This window comes from Hufsiella ginkgonis, from assembly GCF_009834915.1.
In the GTDB taxonomy this organism is placed as follows: Bacteria; Bacteroidota; Bacteroidia; order Sphingobacteriales; family Sphingobacteriaceae; genus Hufsiella; species Hufsiella ginkgonis.
Map to the genome: position 1 here is coordinate 206,253 of NZ_WVHS01000005.1, position 19,338 is coordinate 225,590.

Below are 19,338 nucleotides of genomic sequence, written 5' to 3' on the forward strand. Positions count from 1 at the left end.
TATGGCCTTCTGCAATGCAGAAGGCTTTTTTATTTACACAGATGCCCCCTCAGCAAGAAAAAAATCCCTGGAAAACGCTTTCCGCGAAGGAGATTTATGACAACCCGTGGATCCGGGTAACGGAGTACCTGGTAATTAATCCCGGGGGCGGAAAGGGAATTTACGGCAAGGTCCATTTCAAAAACCTCGCCATTGGCGTAGTGGCACTCGATGAGGAGTTAAATATCTGGCTCGTTGGTCAATACCGTTACGTGCTCAACCAATATAGCTGGGAAATCCCCGAAGGCGGCGGTCCCGAAGGCACCGATCCCCTCGAGTCGGCAAAACGCGAGCTGGCGGAAGAAACAGGCGTAACGGCTACACAATGGTCGCAGTTGCTGGTTATGCACCTGTCAAACTCCGTCAGCGACGAATACGCGGTCATTTTCCTCGCCAGGGACTTACAGGAGGGACATGCGGAACCCGAAGAAACCGAAGACCTTCAGGTAAAAAAGGTCCCGTTGGAAGAGGCCTGTCAAATGGTGATCTCCGGTCAAATAACTGATTCGATGAGCGTTGCCGCGATATTGCGCACAAAGCTGCTCTTTGGCGGGGGCACAAAGGCAAAAGTTTAAAAGAAATTTACATTTTTTTTATTTTAGCCCTCTCTTGATTATGCATAAACTCGCTGGTTATATATTTAGCCCGATACATTACCTCGTTTTTGGTTTGTTCCTGGGGATCTTCCAGCCCATCCAGTGGCTTTGCCTCAAAATAGGTGGGTATAAGGCACATAAACGCTCCGTAGATATCCTGAACCTGCTCCTCAGCAGCACGTATTATCTTATCGGTTGTCACATCAGCTTCAGGATGAGAGATGGTATCCCGGAAAACCGGCCGGTTATTTTTATCGCCAACCACCAGAGTATGTATGATATTCCGCCGCTTATCTGGCACCTGCGCCATTATCACGCCAAGTTCATCTCCAAAATAGAGCTTACCAAAGGCATCCCCAGCATCTCTTTTAACCTTAAACATGGCGGCGGGGCGAATATCGACCGTAAAGACAGCAAACAGGCCATCGCCGAGATCCTGAAGCTGGCGCGCCGCATGAGCGAAAACTGCTGGTCTGCCGTGATCTTTCCTGAAGGCACACGCTCCAATAACGGCGATATCAAACCCTTCGCCGTAGGCGGAATAGCTACCCTGCTCAAGAAAGTACCTACGGCGTTGGTTGTCCCTGTTGCTATCGACGGCTCCTGGAAACTGACCCGCTTCGGCATTTTCCCCCTTAGCTTCGGCGAACAGATCCGCTTTACGGTGCTGGAACCTATCGAACCCTCAACATTACCCGGCCCCGCAGAGCTGGTGGCGAGAACGGAAGAAGTGATCAGGAAGGCGTTGGGGAAAGAGCTAAAAACTGAGGTCTAAAAGCTGATAGCCATACTAAATGTTCCTTCCCTCGATCAGCTTAAAAAAATAGTCCCTGTAGGTGTCCCCTATCGGGATGATCTTATCACAGATCTGGATCCGGCTTCGCTCAATGCTGTCGATCTTATCCAGCGATACGATGTACGATTTATGTACCCTGATGAACCGGTGCGAAGGCAGCACCTCTTCCATCTTTTTCATATTCTGCAGGGTGATCACTCTTTCGGCGGCCGTAAATATGGAGATATAATCTTTCAGTCCCTCTATATAAAGAATATCGTCGAGATAGATCTTCTGGATCTTATGTTCCGTTTTTACAAAGATGAAATCATGGGAGTTAGGCACCGGAACGGGCGCCGGGACCGCAGGAGCAGCTGCCGGTTGTAAGGCCTGCGCCTGTACTTTTTGAACTGCCTTATAAAACCGGTCGAATGCGATCGGCTTGAGCAGGTAGTCTACTACATCCAGCTCATAACTCTCCAACGCATACTGCGGATAGGCCGTGGTTAAAATAACACCGCATTTGCCGTTAATGATCTTCAGGAACTGGATTCCCGTAAGCTCGGGCATCTGTACGTCGAGGAATACGAGATCCGCCTCGCCTTTCTGTACCTGCGCCAGCGCTTCAAACGCACTGGTTGTAGCGTTCACCAATTGCAGGAAGGGCACTTTCTCAATATAATCTGTCAGGATATCAAGTGCCAGGGGCTCATCATCTACTACAATGCAGCGAATCATGGGGAGTTTACTGTTCGGCTATAAATCTAAAGATAATTCACAAGTATATTGATCCGTGTCTTCATTAATTACCAGGTGATGTCTTCCCGGGTACAACAGCGCCAGCCGCCGGCTCACGTTGTGCAGGCCAATTCCACCCGTATCGTCTTTATTCGAATACTGGTTTTTTTTATTGCTCACGCGGATAAGCAATTTGCCGGTTGTCGCTCTTACGCGTATCCTTACCGGGTTTGCACGATCATTGATCACCCCATGCTTAAATGCATTCTCGATGAACGGGATCAGGATCAGCGGAACGATCGTTTGCGAAACATCACCTTCCACATCGAGCTCAACGAACGCACTATCTTTAAGCCGGATCTTCTGAAGCTCCACGTAATTTTCCAGGTAATGGATCTCTTTCGAGATCGGCACACGCATGTCATTACTCTCATACAGCATGTACTTCATAATCTCCGAGAGCTTCAGCACGGCTTCGGCGGTCTTTTCCGACCGCTGATAGGCAAGCGAGTAAATATTGTTGAGCGAGTTCAGCAGAAAATGCGGGTTGATCTGCGACTTGAGGAAAGAAAGCTCCGCGGTAAGCTTTTCCTTCTCAAAGCTCTTTCGGGAGTGCTCATTCCTGAACCAGTCGACCGTAAAATGGACCGTACAGCTCAAAAAAACGAAAAACGTACTGGCCAGTAACGTATGGCGGTAATAAGTGGTGAACGACATCGGCTTCTTCATGTCGCCGATCAGCACCTCCTTTTCAAAAAAACTGGCTAACCCGTACTTAACAAAACCAGCGGCCAGGACGAGCGCCACCACGGAAAGCAGGAACACCTTATATCTTTTCCTTGCCAGGAAATGCGGCAGCAGGTACACGTAGTTGATATAAAATATCAGGATGTTTAACAGGCCGAAGTATACCACCACCACCACCAGCTCGTGGCTGATCGCGAAGCCATTACTCCCAAGGAGCAGACAGAACGAGATCAGCACAAACCAAACCAGGCCATGGATCCCTATTTCTTTTTGTTTACTATTCACATTAAGAACACCAAAACATAAGTTACAACGTCTAACTTACGTTAGCCGGGTCGAAAGTGCTTATCGATTTCGACCAACAGGCCGAATTTATCTGCCAACGGGCAAAATACCTCAAATTACCCTTTGGCGCCCATTATCTGCCGTTCATCTAATAATACAGGCGCTTAGTCTAAATAATTTTAAGGGGAGGGATCCTTGCCGTTTCTTTGATCCATCAAACAAATCGCAATGAAACCGACCCCCACAATGAAAAAGTCATTTATCACCGCATCTCCGTTTTTAATGCTTTTAATTCCTGTATTTCTTTGCATCGGCATGTTAATAATAAATACCCCCGCAGAGATTTCGTCAGAAAAGTCTGCCGCAACCGCAACATTCCAGCTTCCTACCCTTAAAACAATGGTAAAAACATTATTTTAGCTGAATGCTGCAATCCGTTATACAAACCCACGAGCTTAGTTACCGTTTTGCCGATCAGCAGGTGCTTGATAAAGTTTCCCTGCAGGTGAATAAGGGCAGCATCTATGGATTCCTGGGGCCTAATGGCGCCGGGAAAACCACTACCATTAAGGTATTGCTTAACCTGCTCCGGTCTGACGACCAGAACGTGTTCCTCTTCGAAAAAGAGATCTCCGCCAATCGCTCACTGGTGCTCGCCCAGATAGGCTCTCTGGTAGAACAGCCCGCCATTTACGGGCATCTCAGCGGCCGCGAAAATTTAAAAGCACGCGCTATTTTGTTGAAAGTAAAAGACGACAGGATCTCGGCCATACTAGACCTGGTAGCCCTTTCGGCGCATGCCGACAAAAAAGCTAAAAATTATTCGCTCGGGATGAAACAGCGCCTCGGCATCGGCCTGGCATTGTTGCACGATCCTGAATTACTGATACTCGACGAACCCACAAACGGCCTGGACCCTAACGGGATCATCGAGATCCGGAAGTTACTGATGCGTCTTACCTCCGAAGAAGGTAAGACCGTTTTCGTTTCCAGTCACCTGCTGGGTGAGATCGAACGGATGGCCACCCACGTAGGCATCATCAACAAAGGCAAACTGGTGTTCCAGGGGACTATCGGCGAGCTGCAGCAGCTGAGCAACGAACAGGTGATCATCGAAACCAACGACCTCGTGGAAGCCGCCAATACACTGCTTGCCGGCGGTTACCCGGCTGATATCACAGAGGAGTATGTCACCGTTCCCTTTACCGATGCCGAACAAATGGGCGCCATGAATACGCTGCTGGTCAATAGCGGATCCACGGTTTACAGCATCCGTAAAACTAAAAAAGACCTCGAGCAACTGTTCTTAAGCTTAACGCAACCTCTTTAATATGCAGGCATTTTTCCTCTCCCTTAAGTCAGAATTCCTTAAAACACGCAAAACGCTGGGTTTCTGGAGCGCCATCCTGCTGCCGCTCGTTATTTGCGGACTGGTTTTCGCCGCCGTTTATTTTAAGCACCAAGGGTTGATCAACAAACCGCCGCTCGTAATCTGGATGCAATACAGCATGGCCAGCCTCGGCGTGATGGGCGTATTACTGCTCCCTATGTTCGTGATCTTTACCTGTTACTCCGTTAACAGCATAGAACACCGCGCCGATACCTGGAAAAGTCTCTTTTCCCTGCCTATTCCCAAACTCACCACCTACAGTGCCAAGTACTTTTACACGGTTTTTCTTGTGGCGCTCTGTCTTACGCTCTTCGCTTCATTCACCCTGCTGTCTGGCAACCTGCTAGGCGTCCTGGTACCGGAGCTCAAATTCAACGATTACTCCTTTATCCGGCTGCTTTCCAGCGTTTACTTTAAGCTTTTTCTTTCGTCGCTTGGTATCCTTTCCATCCAGTTTGCGCTAAGCCTGCTGTGGGCGGATTTCCTTAAACCCATGGGTATCGGCTTCTGCGTGTTTGTGGTCGCTATGATCGCCTCCATTAACAATTGGGAGCATGCCTGGAAAATTCCCTATGCACATCCCATGATGGTGATCAGCAACCTTAAGCCTTCAAACGCGGGCCCGGGAAAAGAGCTTTCTATCGACCTCTTAACAAAAGAGATTTATCTTAGCCTGGCGATTTCGGCCGTCATGTTCGTGGTGGGATATTTCGTAATCTCCAGGCGCAGCGTAAAATAAAGCACGCTGCCACCGGCCCTCAGGCCTCCTGGACTTTAATCGACCTTCTCTTTCTCTTTTTTCTCCTCATTCTTCTCCTTTTCCTTCAATAGCTTCTTTTCTTTGCGTTCCTCTTTGCGCTCTTTCCGGCGTTCCTTGCGTTCCTCCAGCTTTTGTTTGATGCCGTTCACCAGGTTGCCTACTTTTTGTACCGTGTTCTTAATTTTCGTTTCCTTTTCGGCGCTTACGCCTACGCTTTCTTTGATCCCGGTAAAGAGGCTCTTCCAAATCACCGCGAAAAAAGCGGCCTCCGGCGGACGTACATAGCTGATCGTTCCCTCCGTAAACTTCCCTTTATCCGACGGGTTATCGGCATGGATCACAAAAATGTTGGCCACCGTAGAGATCAGCCCCTGCTTTTTCACTTCACCCGTTTCCTTATCACGCTTAAACACGTTCACGTTCAGGTCGTTGTAATAAAACTGCACGGAGCCCCTCGCATTGATCTCGCTGGCACGGGCGCTAAAGGTCATGCGTTTGATAGACGCGCTGTTGATCTCCAGCAAGCCCAGCGGACGTGTGATCTTATTAAAGCTTCTGCCGTCCATTTTACCCAGCGTGCCCGAATAGGTAAACGCGCCGTTCTTATCAAAGAGGTCGAAATCGAGCTTCAGGTCGAGTCGCCCGCTATTCATCACATAAGTGGTGATAAACGCCTTCATATGGTGATTCTTGGCAAGAACTACAGAATCATTGGTGAGGTTAAAGATCCGGCCGTAAGTACGGTCGAGCGTGACCTTACCTGTTTGTCGGGAAACCTTGTTATATTCTGAATAGCTGATGTTGATATTACGGAGATTGAACGTATCGATCTTCAGATCGAGCGCCAGCTTTTGCAGCTGCTGATGCGGGAACTTGCCATATTTCGGCTTGCTGGCCAGCTTGGGCAGGTCGTTGGTATTGTATATGGAGAGCTCCCCGTTCTTTAGATTGAAGCTGGTGGCATATAATTTCTGGTCTCGGGAGAAACGCCGCAAATCGATTCCCTTTAACAGCACTTCATTAAAAGCGATGTTGAACCGCTCCTTCCGGTGCCCTACCCTGCGGTAAAACTCGGCGGTTTTGTACCGGGGCTGCAGGTCTATGCGGTCGAACCTGAGCCTTCTCCCGGACGTAGAAAAGGCCATGTTCTTAAAATTGAGGTAGTAGAGGCTATCGGGCGTCGCAATGCGATAGTCGGTCATCAGCAGGTCTACATTGCGGGTATGGTACAGCCGTGATTTGTCGGTTTCCGAAAGCGAATCGATCAGGATATCCGAAATATTGATATTGAGGTTACGCACCGAGTTCTGCTTCGCCGGCTGGTTGCTCCGGTTGATGAACGTAAAATCGATATTCTTCAGGTTAATACCTCCTATCTTCACTTCCTTAAATACCTTGGAGATCATCTGGTACATAGTTTTCGGCTTTCCTTTATGTACGGGCACCGTATCATTATAAGGCTGGCGTTTGTTGGTGATGGCAAGCGAAGGGTTATCGATCACGATACTGTTAATGTTCAGCTTCTTTTGCTGGTAAAGCAGCTTGGGATGGAAATTACGCAGCATCAGCGACTTCACTCGCAGCTCATACAGGTTATCGGGCGCTTCCTGGTTGGCTACCATTCGCAGGTACACGGATGTGTCAGACAACAGCCGGAAGTTGGTGATGCTCGCGTTGCCGGTTACCAGGTTAATATCGAACGAGTCGTATTCGATATGGTATAAACTGTCTGACGAGGCTAGCACGAGTTCTTTCATCTGCTGACCCAGCAGCGGCTTCCATTCGCGGCTCAGGTACCAGGCTATCCCGGCCAGCACCGCCACGATAAATAATACCGAGCCCAGTATCCACCCCCAGATCCGCGATCTGCGACGCTTCTTCGTTTCCATGCCTAATCAACCTGCAATTGGTCAACTTGTTTTTTCATCCGCCTTTTCCCTTCGCTCCCGGCGTTCCTGCCGCTTTTTCCGGCGCCCGGCACGCTTCTCCTTGCGTTCCTGTTTCTTGTTTTCTTTTACCTTCTCCGTACCGGGTGGCGCCTTTTCCGGGATCATGCCCAGGCCGATGCTCTCCTTAATGCCTAGGAACACTGTTTTCCACAAAACATTAAAAAAAGAAGAATAGGGCGGCCTGTCGAACTTAACAGCGGCCACCCGGAGCGGCTCGCCCGGCGATGGGTTGTCATTCTTCACCAGCGCCACGTTGGCTAACAAAGAAAGGATCCCGTTCTTTTTTAAATGTCCATCTTCTTTGTCCTTTTTCAGGAGCCTGATCTTCAGGTCGCGGTAGGTGAGCCTTAGCGTTCCCCGGGTACCAAAACGGTTGCCATGCGCCTGGTAAACGGCCCTGGTTACGTATCCGGACGCGATTTCCAGCATGCTCATCGGCCGGCTAAGTGAATTGAGCCCGGCGAGGTCGAGATTGGCGGCAGATCCCCGGAAGCTAAATGCCGCGTCGGGATCCGCCAGGTTGAAATCTATCTGCATCGACATGGGCGTTTTGCCCATCAGCAGCGCGGAAACCCGCGCATACGCGTGATGGTTTTTCGCCAGGCTTAGCGAATCGTTGGTCACATTGCGGATACTGCCGTTAAATGCGCGGAACGCCACGGTGCCATTCTGACCGGAAACCGGGTTAAATTCGGAATACGTTACCGCGCTTCGTTTAATGAACAAGGTATCGATCCGCACATTCAGCGGCAGCTTTTTGAGCACTACATGCGGGAAATTAACCCACTTATCGATGGCTGGCGGCGGCAGCTCCCGGTTCAGGAAGACCTTCGCCCGGGCGCCGCTTACGGTCATCGACGGGGCGAACAGGCGCTCGTCGCTGTCCAGCAGCCTGAAGTCCATACCCTTTAACAGGATCTCGTCGAACCGCAGGTCGTAGCGGTCATGCTGGACTTTGTATTTTCGGGAAAATGCCAATTCCGGGAGCCGGGGCGTCATCGCGAATCCTTTCAACCGGGTATATCCATGCTGCGTAGAAGCCGATAGCTCCTCAAATCGCATCGTGTACATGCCATCGGACGTATGTTGCCGGTAGTTTTTTAGCTGTACGAAAATATCACGCGTACCGTAAAAGCGTTGCTTATCCCCGGCCGAAACCGAATCGACCAGCAGATCGGTCACTTTTATGGCCATTTCCTTAAACGCGTTGGCGGTATGCCTGGCCTTCCGGTTATCGTTAATCGTTACATCCGCGTGGTAAAACACGATCTCGCCCACCGAGACGGAATGCAGCGCCTCCGGTAAACGCCGGTAAAGCGGCCGGTTGGGAGCAACGGGCTTCCTGGCAGTTTGGGGGCGGTAACGCGTGATGACCAGCTTCGGCTGATCGAAAATGATCGCGTTAATCTCCAGTCGCTTCTTAAAGTAAGCGGTAAGCGGACGGGTACGCTCCAGTACCAACGTCTTTAGCGAAATGTCATACAGCGATCCCGGGCCCAGGCCCGCCTCCCGCATTCTCCGGTAAACGGCCGTATCGGGTTTAAAAATAATGTTGGTGAACGCCACGTTACCGGTAAAGAGGTTGAGGCGCATGTCGTCGAAACTGATAGAATAAAGAGAATCGGTCCCCTTCGTTACCGCTTCCCGCAGGCGCGACGAGATCATCGGCTTCCACGCGGCAGCCAGGTATAAGGCCGCGGCCAGCACCAGCAACGCAATGCCCCCGAAGATCCCCATCACCCATTTCAAGGCTTTCGGAATGCGGCGGACACTGAATTTTCTTTCCATTCGTTAAAAAGAGCGACACAAATACAAGTGATTTCTTATAAGCCGGTGCCTTCTTTTAACGCTCCTGGCCCGATAAGGTTTTTACTGCCAAACTGTCATTTAACAAAAAAATCCCTACTTTTGCAGTCCAATTTAGTACAAATGGTTAATCCGGAGATCAGCGAAAACGATACGATACATACCGCCGCCCGGCATGATGAGTCGCGCCAGGGCGAGGCGCTGGTGCTGGAAGTATCCATAACGGCCAGGGCAGGCAGGAAGCTTTATATCGAAAGCTATGGCTGCGCCATGAATTTCTCGGATAGCGAGATCGTAGCTTCCATTATGGCAGGTGAGGGTTTCCAGACCACGGGCGACTTCCGCGAGGCAGATGTGATCTTTATCAACACCTGTTCTATCCGCGAAAATGCGGAAGTCAGGGTACGCAACCGCCTGAAAGAATTCGGCGCCGCCAAACAGAAAAACCCGGGCATGACCGTAGGCGTACTTGGCTGTATGGCCGAACGCCTGAAATCGAAGTTCCTCGACGAAGAGAAGCTCGTTGACCTGGTGGTCGGACCGGATGCCTACCGCGACCTGCCGAACCTGGTGGGCAGGGCCGATGAAGGTGAACGCGCCGTAAACGTGTTGCTCTCGCGGGAAGAAACCTATGCAGACATCAGCCCGGTGAGGCTGAACTCGAACGGGATCACCGCTTTTATCTCCATCATGCGCGGATGCGACAACATGTGCTCTTTCTGTGTCGTGCCTTTTACCCGTGGCAGGGAACGCAGCCGCGACCCGCAATCCATCGTACAGGAGGCCCGCGGCCTGTTTGAAAAAGGCTATAAAGAGATCACCCTGCTGGGACAGAACGTGGACTCGTATAAGTATAAAACCGCTTCCGCCGAAGGCGAAACCGCCGAAGCCCCGGCAGTTAATTTTGCCGGGTTGCTGGAGCTGGTGGCGCAGGTAAGCCCGGAGCTTCGCATCAGGTTCTCTACCTCGCATCCCAAAGACATTACCGACGAAGTGCTGCATACCATCGCTAGACACGGCAACATCTGTAACTATATTCACCTCCCCGTGCAGTCGGGCAACTCGAGGGTGCTAGGGTTGATGAACCGCACCTACGACCGCCAATGGTATATGGAACGGGTGAACGCCATCCGCCGGATCATCCCCGGGTGCGGGATCTCTACGGACGTGATCACCGGATTCTGCACGGAGACCGAAGAAGAGCACCAGGAAACCCTGAGCATGATGGAGTTCGTGCAATACGACTATGCCTATATGTTCTCTTATTCCGAGCGCCCGGGCACACTGGCCGCCAAACGTTATGCCGACGACATCCCGGAAGAAATAAAAAAACGTCGCCTCACAGAAGTGGTTAACCTGCAGCGTACGCATTCGCACGTCCGGTTAAAGGAACAGGTGGGCTCCATACACCGCGTACTGATCGAAGGTTTCTCTAAGAAATCAGACAAGGACTACTGCGGCCGCAATGACCGAAACGCCATGGTGGTTTTCCCGGTAAGCGAACGCTTCAAACCCGGTGAATATGTAAACGTGTTCGTAGACCGGTGCACACCGGCTACGCTTCTTGGTACAATCATTAATGGTTGAAGGTTTAAAGTTTAAGGTTGCGGCTAACTGCGCTTTGTTAAGCTCCCGACCTAAAACCCCGAACCCCAAACCCTAAGCGCCAACTATACATGGACGTACAAGACATTAAAAACCGGTTTGGCATTATTGGGAACTCGCCCCTGCTGAACCGCGCCATAGACATTGCGAGACAAGTGGCCCCTACCGATATTTCCGTACTCATTACCGGCGAAAGCGGGAGCGGTAAGGAAGTATTTTCTCACATCATCCATTCCATGAGCTCGCGGAAACACGGGCCGTTTATTGCGGTTAACTGCGGAGCGATACCCGAAGGCACTATAGATTCTGAACTCTTCGGACACGAGAAAGGGTCGTTTACCGGTGCGCACGAGGCCCGCAAGGGCTACTTTGAAGTAGTGAACGGCGGTACCATCTTCCTCGACGAGGTAGCCGAGCTGCCACTGGGAACACAGGCCCGTTTGCTGCGTGTGCTAGAAACAGGCGAATACCTGCGCGTAGGCTCCTCGAAAGTGCAGAAAACCAATGTACGTGTGATCGCCGCCACCAACGTCGATGTATACGATGCGGTAAAAAACGGCAAGTTCAGGGAAGACCTTTACTATCGCCTTAATACCGTGCCGCTTAAAATTCCCCCGCTTCGCGAAAGGAAGGACGATATATACCTGATCTTCAGGAAATTCATCGCCGATTTTACGGATAAATACCGGAGCCCCAACGTACAGCTGGATGATGCGGCCCAGCAAATGCTTGTAAATTACGCCTGGCCCGGCAACGTACGGCAGCTAAAGAATATCGCCGAACAGATCGCCGTGCTGGAAAAAGACAGGAACCTTACCGCTTCGTCCATGCTCAATTACATCCCCGTTGAATCCGGCAGCAACCTTCCCATGCGGGTAAGCCGGCAGGGAAGCGAAGACCTTTCGGAAAGAGATATCCTCTATAAAGTGCTTTTCGATATGAAACGCGACATGGTTGAGCTGAAGAAACTGGTTGCCGAGATCATCAGCAACGGCGGAAGCGCATCGGCCATTGCCAATCCACAGCTCATCAACCAGCTTTACCGCGACATCGAACTGCCGGTAAACGAACAATCTACGTTAACCATTCACACCCCGGTACCGGTACCACAGCACCAGGCGGCCGAGGAGTTCGACATCACGCACCACGACGAAGAAGCCGAGGAGTCCCTTTCGCTGATCGATAAAGAATCGGACCTGATCCGTAAAGCGTTAAAAAAACACCGCGGAAAACGCAAGATGGCGGCAAAAGAACTCGGCATCTCCGAACGCACCCTGTACCGCAAGATCAAAGAACTGAACCTTTCATAATATTCCATTAAGAAATACGCGCAATGAACAAAAGGGCCAAACATATTGCCGGGAACCTGGTGCTGCTGCTGGTGCTCTTTAGCCAGGGATGCGGAGTTTACTCATTGGGAGGTATTAAAGTGCCTCCGGAAATGAAGACCGTTTCCGTACAGTTTTTCGAAAATAATGCACCGCTGGTGGTACCTGACCTGGCGCGAAAGCTGACCGAGGCCCTCAAAGACCGGATCAGGAGCCAGTCGTCACTAAGTATCGTGACCGCCAACGGACACGGCAATTTCGAGAGCAGGATCACCGATTACAGCATCGCTCCCAAAGCCATCCAGGGCAACGACCGCGCAGGGTTACTAAGGCTCACCATTACGGTGAACGTTAAATATACCAACGTATTCAAGAAGGAAGATGAATTTGAACAGTCGTTCTCCAGGTATTTCGACTTCCCCCCCCCGGTGCAGGCGCAGGAAACCAATGCGATCTCGAAGGTGAACGTGATGCTTACGGAAGATATTTTTAACCGCGCTTTTGCGAATTGGTAGGCATTTTGCTTATTTTACGACGATAAATTAATGGAGCAGGTGGAACAATTGAATTACAGGGAAGAGTTTAACAGGGTTGTTTCCGCTTACCTTGAAAACCCTGACCTTACCCCCGTACCGGACCTCCCTGTTCTGAATTCGCTCATTGAACGGTTCCCGTTTTGCCAGCTGCTCTATCTTGTAAGAACGGCAGCGAGCAGGACCGATGGTAATGCCTTCAAAGAACAGCTGGCCAAAACGGCGGTATACATGCCGCAGCGCGGGGTACTCTTCAAAGCCCTTCACCGGCCGGAAGAGTGGCGAAAACAGCTGAAAGAACATCTCCCGCACCCTGCATCGATCCACGGGGAGAACGCGGAAATCCCGGAAGAGCCTGCCGGGAATGAACCTGCTGAGGCGGACCCGGGAATGTTACCCGAAGATGGCAGCTCTCCGGGAACTCCTGCTGCTGAAGAAACAACTTTTACGCCTCCTTCGGCAAATGAAGGAGAACCGGCACCCGAAGAGCAACTGTATACCGAAACGTCCGACAACAGCTTACCGCAAAACAACGCAGCTGAACCGGCTGCCACCAATAGTGAGCATGAAGCGCCGGGAATAGAAACGGTGGTACCCGAAGCGGAAACGCCTCTAACAGAGGAGACCGCGCCGGAACCACAGGAGATAGAGACCACCATCCCGGAGGCGGAAGCACCTGCGCCTGAAAAAGAAGATGGCGCTGCACCCGCATGGCAACCTGAAACGGTAATACCCCAGGCGGAAGAACCCGCCATGGCTGCCGGTGAGCAAAATGCGACAAAGCTTACCCGGGATGATATCCAGGCCGAAAGAATGATCATAGACAGTATCGCAGAGGCTGACTTTTTTGCTTTCGAACGCTCGTTGGCGGACCCGCTCGAGGCAGAACACGCCGGTAATGAAGAGCCTGCGTTAGAAAACCCGGGAGAATCCGCTCCGGTAAACCGCGAGGTTTCTAAGTACGACGACGATAAAATGCCCTATACCTTCCTGTGGTGGCTAAGTAAGACCCGCAAAAAGCACGCGCAAACCTACCAGCCGTACGTAAATCTGTATCCTGACTATAAAAAAAACCTGGATAAAGCACTGAATCACCAGATCATCGAGAATATTTTTCACCTGAAAACACAACTGGATGACCCGGATTACGTGATGCCTCCCAATACGGTAGAGTTCGAGATCAAGCGTAAAGACGACCAGATCATCGAACGCTTCTTAAAGGAAGAACCACAGATCAAGCCGCCGAAGGCCGAAAAGATCGATACCGAGAATAAAGCACGCAAGAGCTCCGAGGATCCTAACGACGTTGTATCAGAAACATTGGCGCGCATCTATTCAGATCAGATGCTATATTACAAGGCCATAGATACATACAAAAAATTAAGCTTGAAATTCCCGGAAAAAAGCGCTTACTTTGCCGACCAAATAAAAGAACTGGAAAAAAAAGTCAATTAATTCATAAAATATGTACTTCACTTTAATCATCCTGGCCATTATTGTATGCGTGATCCTGGGATTTTTCATCCTGATCCAGAATCCAAAGGGCGGCGGCTTATCGTCAGGATTTTCCGGCTCGAACAACATTATGGGCGTACAGCGCACCGGCGACTTCCTGGAAAAGGGCACCTGGGTACTTACGGCGTTGCTGATGGTATTCGCCATCGCGATCAATGTAGCCATCCCAAGAGGCGGAGCAGAAAGCCAGTCGCAGGAACTGCAGAAACAGATCACCAAACCGCAGGTAAATCCACTGTCACAGCCATCAACAGCCCCGCTGCCGGCAGCAAGCGATACCGGAAAGAAATAACCTGTTGCCAGGCTGAAATTGCTCACCACCAGATAGCGGTAGTGAGCAATTTTTGTTTTAGGCAGGGGCTTCGGCAGGCTAGCCTGACAGGAGCAAATAGGTGACCGGGCGTACACGCTGGGGGAAAGTAGTATTTATTAGCCGGAAGCAGAAAGTTAAAACTGAAAGCGTTGGTCAAGCAGTTCAATGGCTGACACGTTGACATCGTGTAACTCAAATCATGATGTAATGTCTGCCGAAAAGTGAAATTTTGACGTCAAACCCCTTAACTAACCCGATACCGATCGATTGGCATAATTACTGTGCCCGTTAAGCGATCTCAAAACTTAAATTTTTAATTAGATATGGCATTGAACATTAAACCTATCGGAGACAGAGTAGTAGTTGAAGCTGCTCCTGCAGAAGAAAAAACCGCTTCAGGGCTTTATATCCCTGATACCGCAAAAGAGAAGCCTCAAAGAGGATTGGTTGTGGCTGTTGGCGAAGGCAAAAAAGACGAGCCCCTCACAGTTAAAGCCGGCGACCAGGTATTGTATGGCAAATATGCAGGTACCGAAATCACCTATGAAGGCAAGGAATACCTCATTATGCGCGAATCTGACATCTACGCTGTTCTGTAAGATCCAAACGACTTTAACTACAAGAAAACGAACTAACAACAAAGAAAAATGGCAAAATTGGTCAAATACAATGTAGAAGCAAGGGATGCCCTGAAAAGAGGCGTCGATACCCTGGCTAACGCGGTTAAGGTGACGCTGGGCCCTAAAGGCCGTAATGTGATCATCGATAAAAAATTCGGTTCCCCGGCTATTACCAAGGACGGCGTTACCGTAGCGAAAGAGATCGAACTGAGAGATCCCCTGGAAAACATGGGCGCTCAAATGGTAAAAGAAGTGGCTTCCAAAACCGCCGACCAGGCCGGTGACGGTACCACCACCGCCACTGTATTGGCACAGGCAATTGTAACTGCCGGTATTAAGAACGTAGCCGCAGGCGCAAACCCGATGGATTTGAAGCGCGGTATAGATAAAGCCGTAAACGCGGTAGTCGAAAACCTTAAAGGCCAGTCGCAAACCGTTGGCGAAGATAACAGCAAGATCAAACAGGTCGCTTCTATCTCTGCAAACAACGACGACGTGATCGGCTCGCTGATCGCCGACGCGATGGCAAAAGTTGGAAAAGACGGCGTGATCACCGTTGAAGAAGCCAAAGGAACAGAAACCGAAGTGAAAACCGTAGAAGGTATGCAGTTCGACCGTGGTTACCTTTCTGCTTACTTCGTAACCAACACCGACAAAATGGAAGTTGAGCTCGACAATCCGTATATCCTGATCTACGACAAGAAGATCAGCAGCATGAAAGAGTTGCTCCCGGTATTGGAAAAACAGGTCCAGACCGGCAAACCGCTCCTGATCATCTCCGAAGACCTCGACGGCGAAGCACTGGCTACACTGGTGGTGAACAAGATCCGCGGCTCGCTGAAAATTGCCGCTGTTAAAGCGCCAGGCTTCGGCGATCGCCGTAAAGCGATGCTTGAAGATATCGCCATTCTTACCGGTGGTACCGTGATCTCGGAAGAAAGAGGTTACAAGCTTGAAAATGCGGATCTTTCTTACCTCGGACAGGCGGAAAAGGTAGTTGTTGACAAAGATAACACCACTATCATTAACGGAAACGGTAACGGCGACGATATTAAAGGCCGCGTAAACCAGATCCGCTCACAGATCGAAACCACTACTTCTGATTATGACCGCGAGAAATTACAGGAACGCCTGGCGAAACTGGCCGGTGGCGTGGCCGTACTTTACGTAGGTGCTGCTACCGAAGTAGAAATGAAAGAGAAAAAAGACCGTGTTGACGATGCTTTACACGCTACCCGTGCCGCTGTTGAAGAAGGCATTGTAGCAGGGGGCGGTGTTGCGTTCATTCGCGCTATCGAGTCGCTCGAAGGTCTTAAAGGCGCCAACGAAGACGAAACTACCGGTATCCAGATCGTAAAACGTGCCATCGAAGAACCGCTTCGCCAGATCTGCGAGAACGCAGGGATCGAAGGCTCCATCGTGGTTCAGAAAGTGAAAGAAGGCTCCGCGGATTTCGGTTACAACGCACGCTCTGACAGGTACGAGAACCTGATCACCGCCGGTGTGATAGACCCGACTAAAGTAAGCCGTATCGCGTTAGAAAATGCGGCTTCTATCGCAGCCATGCTGTTAACCACCGAATGCGTACTTGCCGACGAGCCTGAAGAAGATAAAGGCCATGGTGGCGGCATGCCTCCAATGGGCGGCGGCGGCATGGGCGGTATGATGTAATCTAACGTTCATATACGTCGGCCGTTATAAGTCATACGTGATAACCCTGTTCATTAATTTGGACAGGGTTTATTTTTTGATACACCGTTAGCAGGCGAAAACGCCCGGAAAAACGACCTATCCCCTGGGGCGGACCCCTAAAACAATGCCTTTATCATTTTTCTATCAGGAAATAACGGTTTTATTTGTGCGGCATTAATTTTGCAGCTGTGGGAGTATGAAGTCCTTCCCCCGGAGAAGCCGGCAGATCCCGGTAAAAGTTTTTGAATGGATGGTGCTCGAAGCGCCACGCCTGCTCGTTAACATGATCGTCTGATCGTTCAGCTTCGCCAGTCTTTCCCTGCGAATTGTTATCCCTATATTTTCTGCTTCGCCTTAAGTTCCAGGTACTTGTTAATGGTGTTTATATTGAGGTCTTTAGGCGTGCTCAGGATCGATTGAATGCCATACTTTGCCAGCTCCGTTACGATCTGCTTTTTCTCGTAAGCAAACTTCGCGGCAATAGTCTGGACGTAAATATCTTCCACGTTTTGCGCCGGCTCCGCCGAAAGCCTGGCAAGCTCGGTATTCTCGAAGAATACCACCAGTAACAGGTGGTACCTCGCAATGCGCTTTAGGTATGGAAGCTGCCGGTGCATGGCTTGCATACTTTCGTAATTAGTAAAAAGGATCACTAGGCTCCGCTGTTTTATTACGTTGCGCATGGCGCTGTACAACGCCTCAAGATTTACCTCCAGGTAGCGTGTTTTTTCTTTATACAGGATCTCGAGGATCTTGTTAAGCTGCGTGGGGCGACGATCGGCAGGCAGCACGGAGCCGATCTTCTCGGCCACGGTGATAAGCCCGGCTTTGTCCTGCCTGATCATGGCGATGTTAGAAAGCACCAGGGTGGCGTTTATGGCATAGTCCAGGAGGCTGAGCCCCTCGAAAGGCATCTTCATGGCACGGGATTTATCAAGTACGCAGTAAATATGCTGCGCCCGCTCGTCCTGGAACGAGTTTACCATGAGCTCGCCGCGCCGGGCGCTGGCTTTCCAGTTCACACTCCGCTGGTCGTCGCCGGCCACGTAATTCCTGATCTGTTCAAACTCGAGGCTATGCCCCAGTCGCCTGATCTTCTTTACGCCGATCTCAGACAAACGGTTGGATACCGCCATCATCTCGTATTTGCGCATCTGCAGGAACGAAGGATATACCGGCAGGTTCTCCGGCTGCCCGAAATTATAGCGCCTGCTGATGAGCGCCAGCGGCGACCGCACATATAGCCGGATAATCCCGAACTCGTACTCGCCCCGTTTAAGCGGCCGCAGCACATACGTAATCATTTTATGCTGCCTTGCGGCCAGCCGTGTCTTAAACCAGATATCACGTTTCTGGAACTGGAAAGGGATCTCGTCGATAATCCCAAGTTGTACCGGGAAGGAATAAAAGTTCTCCGCATAGATGCCGATCTCGTTCTCGTCGCCGTTGCTGAGCCTCCCGGGCGCGTTACGACGGGCAAATACCCCCTTACCCTGCCTGAAAAGCAGCGAGACGTCTATCACCACCAATGCCAGGAATCCGAAGAAAAAGATCTCCGGGATATCGCCCAGCCATGGCAGGAAGAACGCGAGCAGGAAGAGCATAACCGCACATCCCGCCACGGTAAAAAAGCGGTTGGTTAAAAACAGCTCGCGGTAGAACCTCATCGCGGCACCTCTAATTTATTAATGATCTGAAGGATCACGTCGTCGGGTGCAGCGCCTTCCATCTCTTTATCCGGTGTAAGGATAATGCGGTGACGAAGCACGGCAGGCGCTACCGCGATCACGTCATCAGGCGTTACAAAATCGCGTCCGCGGATAGCTGCCATCGCCTTTGCACCATTTACGATGGCCAGGGAAGCACGTGGCGACCCGCCAAGGAACAGCGACTTATTGTTACGTGTTTCGTACGTGATCTTTGCTACGAACGACAGGATGTTGGGCTCTACGTGAAAGGCCTTTACCTGCTTGCGGTAGGCATAGATCTCCCCGGAAGTAAGTACCGGGGCGATCTCGCCCACCTGTACCGAAGTATGCTGCTGGTGCTGCCGGTGAAGGATAGCCGTTTCCTCTTCGAGCGACGGGTATTTCACTTCGATCTTGAAAAGGAACCTGTCCAGCTGTGCTTCCGGAAGGCGGTAGGTCCCCTCCTGCTCTACGGGGTTCTGTGTAGCGAGTACGATGAACGGCTCCTCCATCACATACGTTTTTCCGTCGATGGTTACCTGGCGCTCCTCCATAACTTCGAAGAGCGCCGATTGTGTTTTTGCCGGTGCGCGGTTAATCTCGTCCACCAGGATAATGTTGCCGAACACCGGCCCTTTCTTGAACTCAAAACTGGCGTTTCCCGGGTTGAACACCGAGGTGCCAAGTACATCCGATGGCATGAGATCGGGCGTAAACTGGATGCGGGAGTAACGAGCGTCTATGCAGCGCGCGATAAGTTTGGCGGTGAGCGTTTTGGCTACGCCCGGCACGCCTTCGATGAGCATATGCCCATCGGCAAGAATGCCGGTAATAAGCAGCTCGATCATACTTTGCTGGCCGATAACCACGCTGCCAATGGTGTTTTTAATGCGCTCTACCGCTGCATTCAGCTGGCCGAGGTCGGTACGTTGTTCAAATTCCATAATTACTTGCTGGCG

17 protein-coding genes are annotated in these 19,338 nt (G+C 50.9%); 11 read left to right on the plus strand and 6 right to left on the minus strand.

Annotation, left to right across the window (positions count from 1 at the left end; all coding sequences use genetic code 11):
- Positions 1-41 precede the first annotated feature (41 nt).
- Together GS398_RS19695 and GS398_RS19700 are read left to right on the plus strand one after the other, a co-directional pair.
- Entirely contained in the window at positions 42-614 is a 573-nt protein-coding gene (locus tag GS398_RS19695; RefSeq protein ID WP_160908533.1) for an NUDIX domain-containing protein, read from the plus strand.
- 40 nt (positions 615-654) lie between these two features.
- Positions 655-1,410 carry a lysophospholipid acyltransferase family protein gene (locus GS398_RS19700; RefSeq protein WP_160908534.1) on the plus strand — a complete coding sequence of 252 codons (756 nt, stop codon included), beginning with the start codon at positions 655-657 and terminating at the stop codon, positions 1,408-1,410.
- A gap of 15 nt (positions 1,411-1,425) precedes the next feature.
- Here GS398_RS19700 and GS398_RS19705 read toward each other — a convergent pair whose 3' ends face one another.
- Entirely contained in the window at positions 1,426-2,148 is a 723-nt protein-coding gene (locus GS398_RS19705) for a LytR/AlgR family response regulator transcription factor (RefSeq protein ID WP_160908535.1), read from the minus strand.
- Between the two features lie 18 nt (positions 2,149-2,166).
- On the minus strand, positions 2,167-3,180 hold the full coding sequence (locus tag GS398_RS19710) for a sensor histidine kinase (protein WP_160908536.1): 1,014 nt from the start codon (positions 3,178-3,180) through the stop codon (positions 2,167-2,169).
- 424 nt (positions 3,181-3,604) lie between these two features.
- Between GS398_RS19710 and GS398_RS19715 the strand changes: the two genes are divergently transcribed.
- Both GS398_RS19715 and GS398_RS19720 read left to right on the plus strand, forming a co-directional pair.
- Positions 3,605-4,510, plus strand: coding sequence for an ABC transporter ATP-binding protein (locus GS398_RS19715; protein ID WP_160908537.1), 906 nt, complete (start codon positions 3,605-3,607; stop codon positions 4,508-4,510).
- Between the two features lies 1 nt (position 4,511).
- Complete coding sequence (locus tag GS398_RS19720) at positions 4,512-5,309, plus strand: ABC transporter permease (protein ID WP_160908538.1); 798 nt, start codon at positions 4,512-4,514, stop codon at positions 5,307-5,309.
- A 35-nt stretch (positions 5,310-5,344) separates the two neighbouring features.
- Here GS398_RS19720 and GS398_RS19725 read toward each other — a convergent pair whose 3' ends face one another.
- Positions 5,345-7,219 carry an AsmA family protein gene (locus GS398_RS19725; RefSeq protein WP_160908539.1) on the minus strand — a complete coding sequence of 625 codons (1,875 nt, stop codon included), beginning with the start codon at positions 7,217-7,219 and terminating at the stop codon, positions 5,345-5,347.
- 21 nt (positions 7,220-7,240) lie between these two features.
- Positions 7,241-9,067: a DUF748 domain-containing protein gene (locus GS398_RS19730; RefSeq protein ID WP_160908540.1), complete on the minus strand. Its 1,827-nt coding sequence runs from the start codon at positions 9,065-9,067 to the stop codon at positions 7,241-7,243.
- 141 nt (positions 9,068-9,208) lie between these two features.
- On the opposite strand from GS398_RS19730, the gene miaB reads away from it, so the two are divergent.
- From miaB to groL, 7 genes are all read left to right on the plus strand, one after another.
- A complete protein-coding gene (miaB, locus tag GS398_RS19735; protein WP_160908719.1) occupies positions 9,209-10,672 on the plus strand; it encodes a tRNA (N6-isopentenyl adenosine(37)-C2)-methylthiotransferase MiaB in 1,464 nt (487 codons plus the stop codon).
- A gap of 89 nt (positions 10,673-10,761) precedes the next feature.
- The gene (locus tag GS398_RS19740; protein WP_160908541.1) at positions 10,762-12,000 is read left to right on the plus strand and encodes a sigma-54 interaction domain-containing protein; all 1,239 of its coding nucleotides are present in this window, start codon (positions 10,762-10,764) and stop codon (positions 11,998-12,000) included.
- Positions 12,001-12,023: 23 nt separating this feature from the next.
- Positions 12,024-12,533, plus strand: a complete 510-nt coding sequence (locus GS398_RS19745; RefSeq protein WP_160908542.1) for an LptE family protein — start codon at positions 12,024-12,026, stop codon at positions 12,531-12,533.
- Positions 12,534-12,563: 30 nt separating this feature from the next.
- Positions 12,564-14,006, plus strand: a complete 1,443-nt coding sequence (locus GS398_RS19750) for a DUF8458 domain-containing protein (protein ID WP_160908543.1) — start codon at positions 12,564-12,566, stop codon at positions 14,004-14,006.
- Positions 14,007-14,016: 10 nt separating this feature from the next.
- Complete coding sequence (gene secG / locus GS398_RS19755) at positions 14,017-14,358, plus strand: preprotein translocase subunit SecG (RefSeq protein WP_160908544.1); 342 nt, start codon at positions 14,017-14,019, stop codon at positions 14,356-14,358.
- 344 nt (positions 14,359-14,702) lie between these two features.
- Positions 14,703-14,978: a co-chaperone GroES gene (locus GS398_RS19760; RefSeq protein WP_160908545.1), complete on the plus strand. Its 276-nt coding sequence runs from the start codon at positions 14,703-14,705 to the stop codon at positions 14,976-14,978.
- A gap of 48 nt (positions 14,979-15,026) precedes the next feature.
- The gene (gene groL / locus GS398_RS19765; protein WP_160908546.1) at positions 15,027-16,670 is read left to right on the plus strand and encodes a chaperonin GroEL; all 1,644 of its coding nucleotides are present in this window, start codon (positions 15,027-15,029) and stop codon (positions 16,668-16,670) included.
- Between the two features lie 356 nt (positions 16,671-17,026).
- On the opposite strand, the gene GS398_RS19770 is transcribed toward groL, so the two are convergent.
- Positions 17,027-18,358 carry a DUF58 domain-containing protein gene (locus tag GS398_RS19770; RefSeq protein WP_160908547.1) on the minus strand — a complete coding sequence of 444 codons (1,332 nt, stop codon included), beginning with the start codon at positions 18,356-18,358 and terminating at the stop codon, positions 17,027-17,029.
- Positions 18,355-19,323: an AAA family ATPase gene (locus tag GS398_RS19775; protein WP_160908548.1), complete on the minus strand. Its 969-nt coding sequence runs from the start codon at positions 19,321-19,323 to the stop codon at positions 18,355-18,357. The genes GS398_RS19770 and GS398_RS19775 overlap by 4 nt, the downstream gene beginning before the upstream one ends.
- Positions 19,324-19,338 lie beyond the last annotated feature (15 nt).